This window comes from Marivita lacus (assembly GCF_014637725.1).
GTDB classification, from domain to species: domain Bacteria; phylum Pseudomonadota; class Alphaproteobacteria; order Rhodobacterales; family Rhodobacteraceae; genus Marivita; species Marivita lacus.
The window spans coordinates 134,659-150,587 of record NZ_BMFC01000002.1; the positions used below are offsets into that span (position 1 = coordinate 134,659).

At 64.5% G+C, this 15,929-nt stretch carries 14 protein-coding genes; 13 read left to right on the forward strand and 1 reads right to left on the reverse strand.

The features are described 5' to 3' along the window. Positions 1–215: 215 nt before the first annotated feature. From IEV82_RS05305 to IEV82_RS05325, 5 genes are all read left to right on the forward strand, one after another. Positions 216–2,036 (forward strand): ABC transporter ATP-binding protein, encoded by a 1,821-nt coding sequence (locus IEV82_RS05305; protein WP_188480935.1) that lies wholly within the window; start codon positions 216–218, stop codon positions 2,034–2,036. A 30-nt stretch (positions 2,037–2,066) separates the two neighbouring features. Beyond that, positions 2,067–2,996 carry an endonuclease/exonuclease/phosphatase family protein gene (locus tag IEV82_RS05310; protein ID WP_188480936.1) on the forward strand — a complete coding sequence of 310 codons (930 nt, stop codon included), beginning with the start codon at positions 2,067–2,069 and terminating at the stop codon, positions 2,994–2,996. Positions 2,997–3,005: 9 nt separating this feature from the next. Beyond that, positions 3,006–4,172 carry an acetylornithine deacetylase gene (argE, locus tag IEV82_RS05315; protein WP_188480937.1) on the forward strand — a complete coding sequence of 389 codons (1,167 nt, stop codon included), beginning with the start codon at positions 3,006–3,008 and terminating at the stop codon, positions 4,170–4,172. Then, positions 4,169–5,518 (forward strand): NAD(P)/FAD-dependent oxidoreductase, encoded by a 1,350-nt coding sequence (locus tag IEV82_RS05320; protein ID WP_188480938.1) that lies wholly within the window; start codon positions 4,169–4,171, stop codon positions 5,516–5,518. The genes argE and IEV82_RS05320 overlap by 4 nt, the downstream gene beginning before the upstream one ends. 85 nt (positions 5,519–5,603) lie before the next feature. After that, complete coding sequence (locus IEV82_RS05325; protein ID WP_188480939.1) at positions 5,604–6,767, forward strand: M20 aminoacylase family protein; 1,164 nt, start codon at positions 5,604–5,606, stop codon at positions 6,765–6,767. A 268-nt stretch (positions 6,768–7,035) separates the two neighbouring features. Here the strand turns inward: IEV82_RS05325 and rsgA are convergent, their stop codons facing one another. Next, on the reverse strand, positions 7,036–8,070 hold the full coding sequence (gene rsgA / locus IEV82_RS05330; protein ID WP_188480940.1) for a ribosome small subunit-dependent GTPase A: 1,035 nt from the start codon (positions 8,068–8,070) through the stop codon (positions 7,036–7,038). A 214-nt stretch (positions 8,071–8,284) separates the two neighbouring features. Here rsgA and IEV82_RS05335 point away from each other — a divergent pair, with 214 nt between their 5' ends. The 8 genes from IEV82_RS05335 (at position 8,285) to IEV82_RS05370 (ending at position 15,927) form a co-directional block, all read left to right on the forward strand. Continuing rightward, positions 8,285–9,091: a glycosyl transferase gene (locus IEV82_RS05335; RefSeq protein WP_188480941.1), complete on the forward strand. Its 807-nt coding sequence runs from the start codon at positions 8,285–8,287 to the stop codon at positions 9,089–9,091. A 213-nt stretch (positions 9,092–9,304) separates the two neighbouring features. Next, positions 9,305–10,567: a beta-ketoacyl-ACP synthase II gene (gene fabF / locus IEV82_RS05340; protein ID WP_188480942.1), complete on the forward strand. Its 1,263-nt coding sequence runs from the start codon at positions 9,305–9,307 to the stop codon at positions 10,565–10,567. 3 nt (positions 10,568–10,570) lie between these two features. Then, positions 10,571–11,731 carry an endolytic transglycosylase MltG gene (mltG, locus tag IEV82_RS05345; RefSeq protein WP_188480943.1) on the forward strand — a complete coding sequence of 387 codons (1,161 nt, stop codon included), beginning with the start codon at positions 10,571–10,573 and terminating at the stop codon, positions 11,729–11,731. A gap of 31 nt (positions 11,732–11,762) precedes the next feature. Next, entirely contained in the window at positions 11,763–12,506 is a 744-nt protein-coding gene (locus tag IEV82_RS05350) for a sulfite exporter TauE/SafE family protein (protein ID WP_188480944.1), read from the forward strand. A 245-nt stretch (positions 12,507–12,751) separates the two neighbouring features. Beyond that, positions 12,752–13,099 carry a hypothetical protein gene (locus IEV82_RS05355; protein ID WP_188480945.1) on the forward strand — a complete coding sequence of 116 codons (348 nt, stop codon included), beginning with the start codon at positions 12,752–12,754 and terminating at the stop codon, positions 13,097–13,099. Next, on the forward strand, positions 12,981–14,384 hold the full coding sequence (locus tag IEV82_RS05360) for a DNA-packaging protein (RefSeq protein ID WP_188481411.1): 1,404 nt from the start codon (positions 12,981–12,983) through the stop codon (positions 14,382–14,384). The genes IEV82_RS05355 and IEV82_RS05360 overlap by 119 nt, the downstream gene beginning before the upstream one ends. A gap of 147 nt (positions 14,385–14,531) precedes the next feature. Further along, entirely contained in the window at positions 14,532–15,707 is a 1,176-nt protein-coding gene (locus tag IEV82_RS05365; protein ID WP_188480946.1) for a phage portal protein, read from the forward strand. After that, on the forward strand, positions 15,700–15,927 hold the full coding sequence (locus tag IEV82_RS05370) for a GTA head formation protein, RCAP_rcc01685 family (RefSeq protein ID WP_188480947.1): 228 nt from the start codon (positions 15,700–15,702) through the stop codon (positions 15,925–15,927). The genes IEV82_RS05365 and IEV82_RS05370 overlap by 8 nt, the downstream gene beginning before the upstream one ends. The last annotated feature ends 2 nt before the right edge of the window (positions 15,928–15,929 follow it).

Here is a 15,929-nt window from a genome sequence, read left to right on the forward strand (position 1 = left end):
CAAATCCTGACGCGATGTCGGTTCCGGTTGCGGTGCGAAAGCCCCGGGACCGCTCTGAAAACGCGCAGGTTTTTCCCCCTGTTTGTGCATCGAAACAGCTTTTGAGCAAAATGCAAGTCCCGTGGGAGCGTTACCACGGGCGACGTGGAGACAGCGTTTGACTCTGGCCCCGCGTCGGTTAGCGTTTGAGCAACGACAGCAAAAGGACCGCGCCCATGCCCGATGGCAGCATCGTAAAAATCGAGAATCTGCGGGTCGAGTTCCAGACGAAGGCCGGCACGGTGGTTGGAGTCGAGGACGTGTCCTTCGACATCAATCCCGGCGAAACCGTCTGTGTGGTGGGCGAATCCGGGTCCGGCAAGTCGGTGTCGTCGCTGGCGCTGATGCGGCTGATCGAATACGGCGGCGGGGACATCGCGGGCGGGCGGCTGCTGTTTGACCGCAAGGACGCGGGCACGATCAATCTGTCGGAAACCGATCAGGACCTGATGCGCACGATCCGCGGCAACGAGATCGGGATGATCTTCCAGGAGCCGATGACGGCGCTCAACCCGGTCTTCACCGTGGGCAAGCAGCTGACCGAAGGGTTGCGGCTGCACAAGAACATGAGCAAGGCGCAGGCCGAGGCGCGGGCGCTGGACCTGATGCGGCAGGTGCGCATTCCCGAACCAGAGCGGCGGCTGAAACAATATCCGCACGAATTGTCCGGCGGGATGCGGCAGCGCGTGGTGATCGCGATGGCGCTGGCCTGCGAGCCGCGCCTGTTGATCGCGGACGAGCCGACGACGGCGCTGGACGTGACCATTCAGGCGGAAATTCTTGCCCTGATGGACCGGCTCAAGCGCGAGACCGGCACGGCGGTCATGTTCATCACCCATGACATGGCGGTGGTGGCGCAGATGGCCGACCGCGTGGTGGTGATGTTCCGTGGCAACAAGGTGGAAGAAGGGACTGTCGAGGAAATCTTCGAGAATCCGCAGCACCCTTACACGAAGTCGCTGTTGGCGGCGGTTCCCAAGCTGGGCGAGATGACGGGCACCGATCTGCCGCGCCCGATGCGGCTTCTGGGGCGCGACGGGTCCGAGGTGCCGCCGATCACCGGGTCGGACGAGGTGCTGCTCGAGGTCAAGAACCTGACGACGCGCTTTGCGGTCAAGGGCGGGTTCCTGCGCCGCACCGTGGCCAATGTGCACGCGGTCGAGGACCTGTCCTTCAAGGTCAACAAGGGCCAGACGCTGAGCCTTGTGGGCGAATCCGGATGCGGCAAATCCACTGCGGGCCGGTCGATCCTTCGGCTGGTCGAGCCGATGCAGGGCAGCGTTTACCTTGATGGCAAGAACATCATGGCGCTGACCCAGCCGGAACTGCGCGAGGCGCGGCGCGACATGCAAATGGTGTTTCAGGACCCGTTCGCGTCGCTCAATCCGCAGATGCAGCTGTCCGATCAGGTGTCGGAACCGATGCGCAATTTCGGCATGGGATCGAGCGCCGAGATGCAGAAACGTGTCGAGATGCTGTTCGACCGGGTGGAATTGCCGCGCAGCTTCATGCAGCGCTATCCGCACGAACTGTCCGGCGGTCAGCGGCAGCGCATCGCGATTGCCCGCGCACTTGCGCTGAACCCCAAGCTGATCGTGTCGGACGAGGCGGTGTCGGCGCTCGACGTGTCGGTGCAGGCGCAGGTTCTGAACCTGATGCTGGAATTGCAGGCGGAACTGGGCATCTCGTACCTGTTCATCAGTCATGACATGGCGGTGGTCGAACGGGTCAGCCACCATGTCGGCGTGATGTATCTGGGCCGGATCGTGGAAATCGGCCCGCGCCGCGCGGTGTTCGAGAACCCGCAGCACCCCTATACGCAGGCGCTGATGAAGGCGGTGCCGATCGCCGATCCGCGCAAGCGCAAGTCGGAGAAGGATTTGAACTTCAAGCCGATTCCGTCGCCGATTCATGGGCTGGATTACGAGGCGGAACCGTCGATCTATCGCGAGGTCGAACCCGGTCACAAAGTGCTGATCACCGACAGTGGCTACTGATCTTTTCGATCAGCGCTGCTAGGGAGCATCATGGGGCGATTTTTCCGCTGGGTTTTCCGTGTGCTTGTTGGTGGCATCGCGTTGGTGACGCTGGTGGCCTGCGCGCTGCATGTCACCAACAGCGAAGGCGACGTGACCGCGGCGCCGCCAGAGGGCGACGCGATTCGGATTGCCAGCTACAACGTGCATTACATCGTTCTGAGCCAAGAGACCGGTGCGTGGTCGGTCGGCGACTGGGAGCGACGCAAGGGGCCTTTGGACAGCGCATTCAAGGCGTTGCAGGCCGATGTTGTGGCGTTCCAAGAGATGGAAAGCTGGCAGCGTGGCAGCGACGGGTCGGTGAACCTCGCCCGCGATCACCTTTTGGAGATGAACCCGGATTACGGTGTCGCCGCGACAGGTGATTGGCGGGAGTTTCCGACGACGCAGCCGCTTTTCTATCGGAAAGACGGGTTGCAACCCGTTGATCAGGGTTGGTTTTTCTTTTCAGACACACCAGACGTGATCTACTCGCGCACCTTCAACGGGTCGTTCCCGGCCTTTGCCACCTGGGTGCAGTTCGAGGACCGTGAGACCGGCGCGCGGTTCCGCGTGGCGAATGTGCATTTCGAATATTCCAGCCGGTCGAACCGGCGTTTGTCGGCTGCATTGGTGCGGGACCGGATCACGCCATGGACCCAAGCAGGCGAAATGGTGTTTCTGGTGGGCGACCTGAACGCGCTGCACGGGGCGCGGACGATGGATATTCTCGAAGAGGCGGGCGTGGTCTTTGACCGCACGCCCGGTGCCACCTACCACCTGAACAGGGGCGTGCATCTGCTTGGTGCCATTGACCATTTGGCGCGCACGCCGGATGTTGACCTGCGCAACGGGCCGGTTGTCGTGCAAGAGCGGTTTGACGGCGAATGGCCGTCGGACCATCATCCGGTCTATGCCGATTACCTGCTGCCCCAGCCATGAAGTGAGCCCATGCAAAACCGCCTGACCCCGCGCGCCATTCTTGACCAGTTGGTCAAATTCCCCACCGTCAGCCGCGACACCAACCTGCCGCTGATCGACTGGGTCGAGACCTATCTGACCGAGCACGGTGTGAGCAGTCACCGGCATGTGAAATCCGATGACCCTTTGAAAGCCGGGCTGTTCGCGCATGTCGGACCGGATGTCGCCGGTGGCGTGGTGCTTTCGGGTCACACGGATGTCGTGCCGACCGATGGCCAGCCGTGGAGCACCGATCCCTTCACGGTGACCGAGAAGGACGGCAAGCTTTACGGACGTGGCACCACCGATATGAAGGGCTTTGACGCGCTCGCCATCTGGGCGCTGGTCGAGGCGCAGCATCGCGGTGTGACGCGCCCCGTGCAGATCGCGCTGAGCTATGACGAAGAAATCGGCTGCACTGGCGCGCCGCCTTTGATTGAGGCGATGCAAGGTGTTGTTCCCCGCGCTGACACGGTGATCGTGGGTGAACCGACCATGCTCAAGGCGGTGACCGGGCATAAGGGCAGCGTCAGCTACACCATTCACGTTCACGGGTTCGAGGTTCATTCCTCGGTCCTGCATACTGGGGTGAGTGCGATCATGTATGGTGGCAAACTGATCGAATGGGCCAACCGCATGAACGACGAAAGTGCCGCCGCAACGCCCGCGCCGGTCGCGGCCATGTTCGATCCGCCTTACACAAATGTGCATGTGGGTGTGATCCACGGCGGCACGGCGCATAACATCACCGCGAAGGATTGCGAGCTTGTCATGACGATCCGCGTCGTTCCCGGTGAATCGCTGGAGGATTGGGACGACAGGCTGCGTTCCGCTGTGGCCGAGGTCGAGGCGCAGATGCAGGCCGTGCGCCCGGAGACATGGATCGAGATCACGCCGAACTCGGCCTTGCCTCCGTTCAAGTCTGACGATGCAGGCAGTGCCGAGACACTTGTGCGGCAACTGACCGGCGACAACGGCACGCAATATGTCTCCTACGGCACCGAGGCCAGCCATTTCCAGAGCGCGGGTTATTCGGTGGTGGTGTGCGGCCCCGGTGACATCGCCGTGGCGCATCAGCCGGATGAATACATCACCGTGGCACAGTTCATCGAAGGGCAGGCCTTCATGGAGCGTCTTCTGGATCATCTGTCGGCATGATTCCGTTCCCGATTTCCGACGCCAGCCCGATTGCCTTTGCCGGGCCGTTGCCCTCCGAGACCGACGTGGTGGTCATTGGCGGCGGCGTGATCGGCGTCTGCACCGCGCTCTTTCTCGCGCGCAAGGGGCGGCGCGTGGTGTTGCTGGAAAAGGGGCGCATCGCCGGGGAACAATCCTCGCGCAACTGGGGCTGGATTCGGCAGCAGGGGCGCGATCCGGATGAGCTGCCCATCATGGTGGAGGCGAATCGTCTCTGGACCGAGCTTGCCAGCCAGACAAATGTGGATATCGGGCTCAAGCGGTCGGGGGTGACCTATCTGGCCGAGAGCGACACCGAACTGGCCGGTTTTGCCGATTGGCTGCCCTATGCGACGGCGCAGGGGGTGGATACCGAGGTGCTGGACCGTGCCGGTCTCAAGGCGCGGTTTCCCGAGCTTGCCAAGGGTGGTTTCGCCGGTGCGTTGACCACGCCGTCCGACATGCGCGCCGAGCCTTGGGTGGCGGTGCCTGCGCTGGCGGGGATCGCACTGCGCGAGGGTGCCGTGATCGTCGAAGGCTGTGCGGCGCGCAAGCTGGACCTTGCGGCGGGGCGCGTCACCGGCGTGTTCACCGAGGCTGGGCGCATCGCGTGTTCGGATGTGGTTGTGGCCGGTGGGGCGTGGTCCTCGCTGTTCCTGCGGGCGCATGGCGTGGCGATTCCGCAACTGTCGGTGCGGGCCAGCGCGGGCGCGACAGACCCTGTTGCCCTGCCGCATCAGGGCGCTGCGGCAGGTGGCAAATTTGCCTTCCGCACGCGGGCGGATGGCGGGGCGTCACTGGCTGCGGGAGGCTTTCACGAGCTCTTCGTGGGGCCGGACGCGGTGCGGGCCTTGCCCAAGTTCCGCGCGCAACTGATGGCCGATCCGTTCGGCACGCGGTTCCTGCCCGCCGCGCCCAAGGGCTATCCCGATGCGTGGGGCACCAAACGGCACTGGGCCGAGGACGAGGTGACGCCTTTTGAAGCCATCCGCGTGCTGAACCCGAAACCCAATGCCGGCAAGCTGCGCAAGGTGGCCTCCGAGGTAGAGGCGCTGTTCCCCGAGGTCGGACCGATCCGCTACCGCGCCATGTGGGCGGGGATGATCGACACGATGCCTGATGTTGTCCCGGTGGTGGACCGGGTGGAGGCGATTCCCGGCCTGACCATCGGCACGGGGATGAGCGGGCACGGGTTCGGCATCGGGCCGGGCATGGGCCGGGTGCTGGCCGATCTGGTCTGCGGCGATGCTCCGGGGCATGATCTGCGGCGGTTCAGGCTGTCTCGGTTCAGCGATGGCAGCGTGATGGCGTTGGGTCCAGCGCTCTGACCTCTGCACCCCCTTGAAGCCCGGCGCGGTCTGCGCCACGTTCCGGGACAGAGACTCCATTCACTCAGATCAAAGGATGACCAAGATGCCGGTCAAGAACCGCTTTGCCGAATTGCAGGATGAAATCACCGCGTGGCGACGGGATTTGCACGAGAACCCCGAGATCCTGTTCGAAACACACCGCACCAGCGCTTTGGTCGCGGACCGGCTCAAGGAGTTCGGCTGCGACGAGATCGTCACCGGCATCGGGCGCACGGGCGTTGTCGGCGTGATCAAGGGCAAGACCGACACTGCGGGCAAGGTCATCGGGCTGCGCGCCGACATGGATGCACTGCCGATCCACGAGCAGACCGGACTGGACTACAAGTCCAAGACCGATGGCGCGATGCATGCCTGCGGGCATGACGGCCATACCGCGATGCTGCTCGGTGCGGCCAAGTACCTGAGCGAGACGCGCAATTTCGACGGCACCGTGGTGGTGATCTTCCAGCCCGCCGAAGAAGGTGGCGGCGGTGGGCGCGAGATGTGCGAGGACGGCATGATGGACCGCTTCGGCATCCAGGAAGTGTACGGCATGCACAATTGGCCGGGCCGTCCGGTGGGCAGCTTTGCCATTCGGCCGGGCGCGTTCTTTGCCGCGACCGACCAGTTCGACATCACGTTCGAGGGCAAGGGCGGCCACGCGGCCAAACCGCAGGAGACCGTGGATACGACCGTGATGGCCTCGCAGGCCGTTCTGGCGCTCCAGACGATTGCCAGCCGCAATGCCGACCCGATTGATCAGGTGGTGGTGTCGGTCACGTCGTTCGAGACCTCGTCCAAGGCGTTCAATGTGATCCCGCAGCGGGTGCACCTGAAGGGCACCGTGCGGACCATGTCCACCGGGATGCGCGATCTGGCCGAAACCCGGATCAAGGCGATCTGTTCGGGCATTGCCGCGACCTTTGGCGGGTCGGTCGAGGTGAAATACCACCGGGGCTATCCGGTCATGGTGAACCATGACGCACAGACCGAGTTCGCAGCCGAAGTGGCCAAGTCGGTGTCGGGTGCCTGCGAAGACGCGCCGCTGGTGATGGGGGGCGAGGATTTCGCCTTCATGCTCGAGGAACGTCCGGGCGCCTATATCCTGGTCGGCAACGGCGACAGCGCGGCGGTGCACCACCCGGAGTACAACTTCAACGATGACGCGATCCCGGCGGGCTGTTCCTGGTGGGCCGAGATCGTCGAGCGGCGGATGCCTGCGGCGTAACGCGCTGTACCGGGTTCGGGATGCGGCGGGCTGTGATGGCCCGCCGTTTTTTTGTCCTGACTCGCGGAACGAAGCGGCTCTCCGGCCTGCCAAGCAAAGCAATGCGACCGAACCGAGGGGTGGGCGAGAAGCGCCCGCCCCGTGGGGGCGGTTCGGGCGCTGCCCGTGCTTTGCACGGGCAATCAGGGCAGAAGTGACTTTCGACTCAAAGACCACCCGGTTGGACTTCAAAAATGCAAATAAGCCTCAAGGCCCGCCGTTCTCCTGTTCACTCCTCGTACCCGCGCTTGTGCTTGCTCTTGGCGACCGCCTCCTTGACGACGCGGCCAAAGGATTTCTGACGGGCGCGGGCGGCGGCGATGGATTCCGAGTTGTGCTGATCCTCGCGGCGCAGTTTCTGCCAGCGGTCCAGACGCGCCTGATCGAGCGCGCCCACCTTGAGGGCGGCCTTGACGGCGCAGCCGGGTTCGCTGGCATGGGCGCAGTTGGAGAACTTGCATTGCGCGGCAAGGGTTTCGATGTCGTCGAACAGTTCCTCCAGCCCGTCGCTGGTGCCCGAGAGCTGCAATTCGCGCATGCCCGGCGTGTCGATCAGCCAACCTCCGGCGAGGGTCGGGCGCAGCGCGCGGTGGGTTGTCGTGTGACGACCCTTTGCATCGTCTTCGCGCACGCCCTGCGTTGCCTCGGTCTCGCCGGTGAGCGTGTTGCGCAGCGTGGTCTTGCCGACACCCGACGAACCGAGCAGGGCAAGGGTCTGCGCGGTGCTGCACCACGCATTGAGGCGTTTGACGTCCTCGGGATCCTTGGCGTTGACGGTGATCGCGGTGAGCAGGGGCGACAGGCGTTCGGCCTGCCGTCTGTAGCTGTCGGGATCGTCGCAGAGATCGGGCTTGGTCAGGATCACCAGCGGCAGCGCGTTCGAGGCCAGCGTCAGCGCAAGGTACCGTTCGAGCCGCGCGATGTTGAAATCGGCGTTGCACGAGGTGACAAGGCCCACCGTGTCCACGTTGGCGGCCATGCGCTGCGCGCTCACGGCATGGCCGGCGGCACGGCGGTGCAGGTCGCTGACCGGATCGAGCCGTCGCAGGGCGCTGGTGCCGTCTGTCAGCACCCAGTCGCCCACTGCGTAGGCGCCGGCGCTTTCGGCGGGGATCAGGCGAAGTTCACCCGCCTCGGACAGGGCGACAAGCTGGCTGCGGTGCACTTCGGAGATGCGGGCGGGAAGAAGAATGGTGTCGTCATCGGTAATTTGACGGGCGAAGTGCTCGGACCATCCAAGGTCGGACAGGGAATGACGGGTCACGGGAGATACCCTGTCGCTTGATCCGCCAGGATTGGGCGCGCGATCGGGTGGGGCGCGGGGATCAGCCTGACACCCGCAGGGTTCGCACAATCTGCATCATGTCCTCCTGCATCCTTGGCTGCATCCCGGATCGGGCCGGAAACACCATAGCTTCCCCCGCAGGCCGCGCCAAGCGACATCTGGTCATTTGACCGAACCGTTGCTAAGCGGACGCATGACTATGCCATCACATGCCACTGTCGCCTGCATCAAGTGGGGCACGCTGTACGGGCCGGAATATGTCAACCGGCTGTATTCCGGCGTGCGGCGCAACCTGTCCTGCCCTGTGCGGTTCATCTGCATGACGGAACATGCCGAGGGGCTGCATCCGGAGATCGAGGTGCTGGACCTGCCGGTGGAGCCGTTCGCCGAACCGATGGCGGCCGCGCTGAAACTCGCCAACCGGCAGGGCGCGATGCGCAAGGTCTCGCTGTTTCGGCCCGGCCTGATCCCCGATCTGGAGGGGCCGGTGCTGGGATTCGATCTGGACGTGGTGATCACCGGGGCGCTGGACGATCTGCTGACGCTGGCCCCGGGGCATGTGGTGATGCGCCACGACTGGACCGAGGCGCGCAAGGGGCGGCCCACCGGGCACGGGTCGGTGTTCCGCTATGATCCGGCGCTTCACGGGTTTCTCTACGACGACCTGGCGGCGGAGGCCTACCGAGAGGTCGAGATCGCGCGGGGGTCAGAGCAGCGCTATACCTCGCACAAGGCGATGGAGAACAGGGTTTTCACATATATTCCGGGCGATTGGGTGGTGAGCTTCAAGTATGACTGCAATCCGTTTCCGGGAAATTACCTGCACTCGGCGCGTCTTCCCGAGGAGGCGCGGGTCGTGTGTTTTCATGGTCGTCCCAAGATGCCCGAGGCGATCGACGGCTATCGTGGATCGCTGATCCGCTTCGCCAAGCCGACGCCGTGGTTGCAGGAGCATTGGATTGACCGGGCAAAGGTCGATCTGGGAGAGCGCTGGGGATAGGGGGAGGATGCGTCGACGCATCCTCATGTTTCCGTTGACGGAAACACTGGGGTCGTCCATCGGGCGCCACTGGTTCAAGCCGAATGGACGACGCCCCAGACCCCGAGATATTTGAAAACCAGAGAAGAATGGACCGTGGTGCGGCTCGAGTCTTGCGGGTGCCGAGGCGAACGCGGTAAGAGCGGGCAAGAGCATCGAGAGAAGGGCAACACCATGCGTCGAGTAGTTGTGACAGGCTTGGGATTGGTGACACCGCTTGCGGACGGGGTCGAGGCGAGTTGGTCGCGCCTGCTGGACGGGCAGTCCGGTGCGGGTACAATAAGCAAGTTCGATGCGAGCCATCTGGCCACGACCTATGCCTGCGAAGTGCCGTATGGCGACGGCACGGACGGGACGTTCAACCCGGATGCCTATCTGGAGAAGAAAGAGCAGCGCAAGGTCGACGAGTTCATCCTCTTCGGCATGGCTGCCGCGCAGCAGGCGGTGACCGATGCGGGCTGGATGCCCGAGGACGAGGAAAGCCGCCTGCGCACCGGCGTGATGATCGGGTCGGGCATTGGTGGGCTGAGTTCGATTGCCGAAACCGCGCTGCTGATCCGGGACAAGGGGCCACGGCGGGTGTCGCCTTTCTTTATCCCCGGCGCGCTCATCAACCTGATCTCGGGGAATGTGTCGATCAAGTATGGCTTCAAGGGGCCGAACCACGCGGTTGTGACCGCCTGCTCCACCGGTGCGCATGCCATTGGCGATGCGGCGCGGCTGATCATGTTCGGGGATGCGGATGTGATGGTCGCAGGTGGGGCAGAGGCCGCGATCTGCGAGATCGGCATCGCCGGTTTCAACGCGTGCAAGGCCCTGTCGACCAAGCGCGGGGACGATCCCAAGGCGGCGAGCCGTCCCTATGATGCCGATCGCGACGGGTTCGTGATGGGCGAGGGTGCCGGTGTGGTCGTGCTGGAAGAATACGAGCATGCCAAGGCGCGTGGTGCCAAGATCTATGCCGAGGTCTGCGGTTACGGCCTGTCGGGCGACGCCTATCACATCACCGCGCCGTCCGAGGACGGTGAAGGCGGTGAGCGGTCGATGCGCGCGGCGCTGAAACATGCCGGGATCGAACCGGCGGACATTGATTACATCAATGCGCATGGCACCTCGACCATGGCGGATGTGATCGAGCTGGGTGCTGTTGAGCGGATGATGGGCGATGCGGCGGGCAAGGTCACCATGTCCTCGACCAAGTCGGCGACGGGGCATTTGCTGGGCGCCGCGGGCGCGATCGAGGCGATCTTCTCGATCCTGGCGATCCGCGACCAGGTGGTACCGCCGACGCTGAACCTCGACACGCCCGCAGTGGAGACAGCGGTGGATCTGGCACCCAAGGTCAAGCGCGAGCGGAGCATCACCTATGCGCTGTCGAACTCGTTCGGGTTTGGCGGCACCAATGCCAGCGTCGTTTTCGGAAAGGTGGATCGCTAGGTCATGTGGCGAAATCTTGCCTCCAACGCGCTGACCTTTCTGGTTGTGCTGTTTTTTCTTTTCGGCGGAGCGCTCATCTGGGCGCAGAATACCTATGTCTCGGAAGGCCCGCTGGAGCAGCCGATCTGCGTTCAGGTGGATCGCGGCACCAATTTTCGCAACGTGTCCGAGGATTTGGCGGCGGATGGTGCGGTGTCGAGCGCTGCGCTTTTGCGGATCGGGGCGGATTACGCGGGCAAGACGGCCGAGCTGAAGGCGGGGTCTTTCCTTGTGCCCGAGGGCGCGTCGATGGAGCAGATCGTCGACATCGTCACGCGCGGCGGGGCGAGCACCTGCGGCACCGAAGTGGTCTACCGGGTCAGCATTGCCCGCGCGACGGTGCAGGTGCGCGAGCTTGATCCGGCGACGGGACGCTTTGTCGAGGTGGCCGAGTTCAACCCGGCGGAAGAGGCCGAGCCTGCGGAATATACCGCCGTCAAGGCCGAGGCGGATACGCGCTATCGCGTGGCTCTGGCCGAGGGTGTGACCAGCTGGCAGATCGTGCAGGAGCTGGGGCAGATCGACATTCTGGAGGGCGAGATCGAGGAGATCCCCGCCGAAGGGACTCTGGCGCCGGACAGCTATGAAGTCAGCCCCGGTGACAGCCGCACGGACCTGCTGGCGCAGATGGCGTCGGCGCAGGAGCGTATCCTGGCCGAAGCCTGGGCGAACCGGCAGGACGGGTTGCCGTATGACAGCCCGGAAGAGGCGTTGATCATGGCGTCGATCATCGAGAAGGAAACCGGCACGCCGGATGAGCGGTTCCTTGTGTCGAGCGTCTTTGTGAACCGTCTGGAGCAGGGCATGCGCCTGCAGACCGACCCGACGGTGATCTATGGCATCACGCGCGGGCAAGGCGTCTTGGGACGTGGCATCCGGCAGAGCGAGCTGCGGGCGGACACGCCGTGGAACACCTATGTGATCGACGGGTTGCCGCCGACACCGATCGCAAATCCGGGGCGCGCCAGCATCGAGGCGGCGCTGGATCCAGCAGATACCGAGTACGTGTTTTTCGTGGCGAAAACGCTTGATCCCTCGGACGGGCATAATTTCGCGGTCACGCTGGCCGAGCATAACGCGAACGTGGCGGCCTACCGGGTGCTTGAAGCACAGCGGGAGAATTGAGCCTGTCCGTGCGTGATCCCAGGAGCGGCGCATGGACCTGATCGAGCTTCTTGCGATCGGTGCGGTGGTGTTCGTCATCGCCGGGTCGGTCAAGGGGATGGTGGGCATCGGCTTGCCGACGGCGGCGATCAGCATGCTGACCATGGTGATCGACCCGCGCTTGGCGATTGCGCTGGGGTTGGGACCGATCATCGCGTCGAACGCTTGGCAGATCTGGACGATGGGCGACCTGCGCGGCGCGATTTCGCGCTATTGGGTGTTCGCGATTTCGCTGGGTGTGAGCGTGTTTCTTACGGTCTTGCTATCTGCTGACGTGTCGGACCGGGTGATCTTTCTTGCGCTTGGCCTGTCCATCGTGTCTTTCGCAGTGTTGAACCTGCGCTTTGTCATGCCGCGCATTCCGAACCGGTTCGATATGCTTGCGCAGTTTGTCTTTGGCAATCTTGCGGGTATTCTGGGCGGGCTGTCTGGCGTCTGGATCGCGCCGGTCATCATGTATATGAGCGCGCGACAGGTGCCCAAGGACGAGTTTGTCCGGGCGACGGGTCTGTTGCTGTTCGTCGGTGGTGTGCCCTTTGCCGTGGCTTACGTGCAGCAAGGGCTCGTGACGCCCGAGACGGGTATGGTGTCGCTGCTGCTGATCCTGCCGACCCTGCTGGGGTTTTCGCTGGGCGCGCGGTTGCGGTCGCGGCTGTCGAACGAGAAATTCCGCAAGCTGGTGCTTTACGTGTTCCTTCTGCTGGGGCTGAACCTGTTGAGGCGCGGGCTTTTCTGAGGCTTGCGGCTTGTGCTTAACAAAACCTGAATCACTTTAATTTGTGTCCCGATCATGGGTTTTGGGGCTTTGGCGGGCAATGCTTGTCGAGGCGTTAACCCATCGCGCGCCGCGTTAGGCGGTTCTTTCCTGTCTTGATGCCTTTTGGTCGGTGCCTGCTAGGCATCAACAGGTTGCGGTGTGTTCCGTGGCCTGCCGGTGCGTCGATGGACGGAGATCCATTCAGCACAGGAGGCAGGGATCGCATGGTTCTGATCACTGCAGAAGAAACGGGCAGCGCGCTCGAGACCGAGCGCGATGCCATTGCGCAGGAATTGCGGACCATCCGCGAGACGGTGGCGGCGCTGCGCAGCAAGGTGGAAGCCGGAGAAACGGGCACGGCGGGTGAGGCGGCCAAGGTGCTGGCCGAACTGCGTGTCTGGCTGAAACACGCCAAGGAAACGGAGGTACAGATTGAAAGACATCGCCGAGAACATGCCGCCATCGACGGAGCTTACGGGCTTGACCTCGACGCGGCGCGGGCTGCGGTCAGGTGCAGACTTGATCGCCTCCGCACCTGTTGCCGAGAGGGAGGCGTTCCTGGACAGTCTTGACGAGGTGAAGGGGGCGCTTTTGGCGCTGCCCTACCTGTTCGAGTTCTGGGCGCATCCGCATCAGTTGCCACCCGAGGGCGATTGGCGCGCTTGGGTGATCCTTGGTGGGCGCGGCGCGGGGAAAACCCGCGCCGGTGCCGAATGGGTGCGGTCCATGGTCGAGGGATCGCGGCCAAAGGACAAGGGGCTGGCCCGACGCGTGGCGCTGGTGGGCGAGACTTTGGACCAGGTGCGCGAGGTGATGATCTTTGGCGACAGCGGGATCATGGCCTGTTCGCCGCCAGACCGCAGGCCGGAATGGCTGGCGACGCGGCGGATGCTGCGCTGGCCCAACGGGGCCGAGGCGGTGGCGTGTTCGGCGCATGACCCGGAATCGTTGCGCGGGCCGCAGTTTGACGGCGCGTGGGTGGACGAATTGGCCAAGTGGCGGCGGGCGCAGGAGGCGTGGGACATGTTGCAGTTCACGCTGCGGCTGGGATCGCATCCTCGGGTTTGCGTGACGACGACGCCCAGAAATGTGGGTGTCTTGAAGGATTTGCTGGCGGCGCCGTCCACAGTGGTGACGCGGGCGCCGACCGAGGCGAACCGGGCCTATCTGGCGTCGTCGTTCCTTGACGAGGTGCGGGCGCGCTATGCGGGCACTCGGCTTGGGCGGCAGGAACTGGACGGGGATCTGCTGGATCAGGCCGAGGGGGCGCTGTGGTCGATGGAGGCGCTGGAGGCGGCACGTTGTGCGGAGGTGCCGGTGTTTGACCGGATCGTGGTGGCGGTTGATCCGACGGCGAGCAGTGGCAAGGGATCGGATGCCTGTGGGATCGTCGTGGCCGGGGTGGTCACGGACGGGCCGCCGCAGGATTGGCGCGCTGTGGTGCTGGAGGATTGCACGGTGCAGGGGGTGTCGCCGCTTGTCTGGGCGCGGCGGGCGATCACGGCGATGGAGCGCTGGGGCGCGCATGCGCTGGTGGCCGAGGTCAATCAGGGCGGTGACATGGTGGAGGCGGTGTTGCGGCAGGTCGATCCGATGGTGCCGGTGGTGCGGGTGCATGCGTCGAAATCCAAAGGCGCGCGGGCCGAGCCGGTGGCTGCCTTGTACGAGCAGGGGCGCGTGGCGCATTTCGGTGTGTTCGACGCGCTGGAGGACGAGATGTGCCGGATGACCCGGCTGGGCTACCAGGGATCGGGATCGCCGGACCGTCTGGATGCGTTGGTCTGGGCGCTGACCGATCTGGTGATCGCTCGGGCGGCGGAATGGCGTGTTCCACGTGTTCGGACGTTGCGCCGCTGAGCGCACGGTATGGTTTCCAGCCGTTAACCTTTGGCCGGTAGGTTGGTTTCATCGAGAGACGGGTGCGTCTGGGGGTGGTCGGGACGGGTGGAGAGCCTGTCCCGGCCGCGCCGAAACCGAAACGGATTTGCGAGGAGCATGGGCAGCATGGTGTGGGATGTCTTTCGGCGGGGACGCAAGGATGTGGCCGAGGTAGAGGCCAAGGCCAGTGCAACCGGGCCGGTCGTGGCCTGGCAGAACATGGGGCGCGTGGCCTGGTCGGCGCGGGATACGGCGTCGCTGACGCGGACGGGGTTCACCGGCAACCCGGTGGGGTTTCGTGCGGTCAAGCTGATCGCGGAGGCGTCGGCGGCGATGCCTTTGGTGTTGCAGGATGCCGCACAGCGCTACGAGGTGCATCCGGTGCTGGACCTGTTGCGCCGCCCGAACCCGGCGCAGGGGCAGGCGGAGCTTTTCGAGGCGTTCTACGGTCAGCTCTTGCTGTCCGGGGACGGGTATTTCGAAGCGGTGGGCGCCGGTGGTGTGCCGGGCGAGCTGCATGTGTTGCGGTCGGACCGGATGAAGCTGGTGCCGGGGCCGGACGGGTGGCCTGTGGCCTATGAATACGGGGTCGGCGGCAAGTCGCACCGGTTCGAGATGGGGGACGGCGCGCGGCCTGTCTGTCATGTAAAGGCATTTCACCCGCAGGACGACCATTACGGGTTGAGCCCGATGGTTGCAGCGGCGCAGGCGCTGGACGTGCACAACGCGGCGTCGCGCTGGTCGAAGGGATTGCTGGACAATGCGGCGCGGCCTTCGGGGGCGATTGTCTATCACGGCGTTGATGGCGTTTCGGGCATGGGGACGGAGCAATACGATCGTTTGGTCGAGGAGATCGAGAGCCATCACATGGGCGCGCGCAATGCCGGGCGGCCGATGTTGCTGGAGGGTGGGCTGGATTGGAAACCGATGGGATTTTCGCCCTCTGACATGGAGTTCCAGAAAACCAAGGAAGCGGCGGCGCGCGAGATCGCGGTGGCGTTCGGGGTGCCTCCGATGCTGCTGGGCATTCCCGGCGAGGCGACCTTTGCCAATTACGCCGAGGCGCATCGGGCGTTCTATCGCCTCACGGTTTTGCCGCTGGTGACGCGGGTGACGGCTGCGCTGTCGGCGTGGCTGTCGGAGCATGCGGGCGCGGATCTGGTGCTCAAGCCTGACCTTGATCAGGTGCCCGCGCTGGCGGCGGAGCGCGATGCACAATGGGCGCGGGTGGCGCGGGCGGAGTTCCTGACTGCGGCGGAGAAGCGCGCGCTGCTCGGCCTGCCGGTGCTGGCCGATGAGTGACACGCGCGGGGGGTATGAGCCGTTCGATTGTGCGCCGGCCTTGCGGCTGGAGGCGCATGAACGGGTGACGCAGCTGCGGATCGAGGGGATCTCGGCGCGGCTGGACCGGATCGAGGGGCTGATCGAGCGGCTGGAGCGGCGGGTGTGGCTGGCGGTGTACGGCGTCGCGGCGGCGGTGTTGGCGGATGTGTTCCTGAAGTTCGTTCAGGTGACGCCATGAGG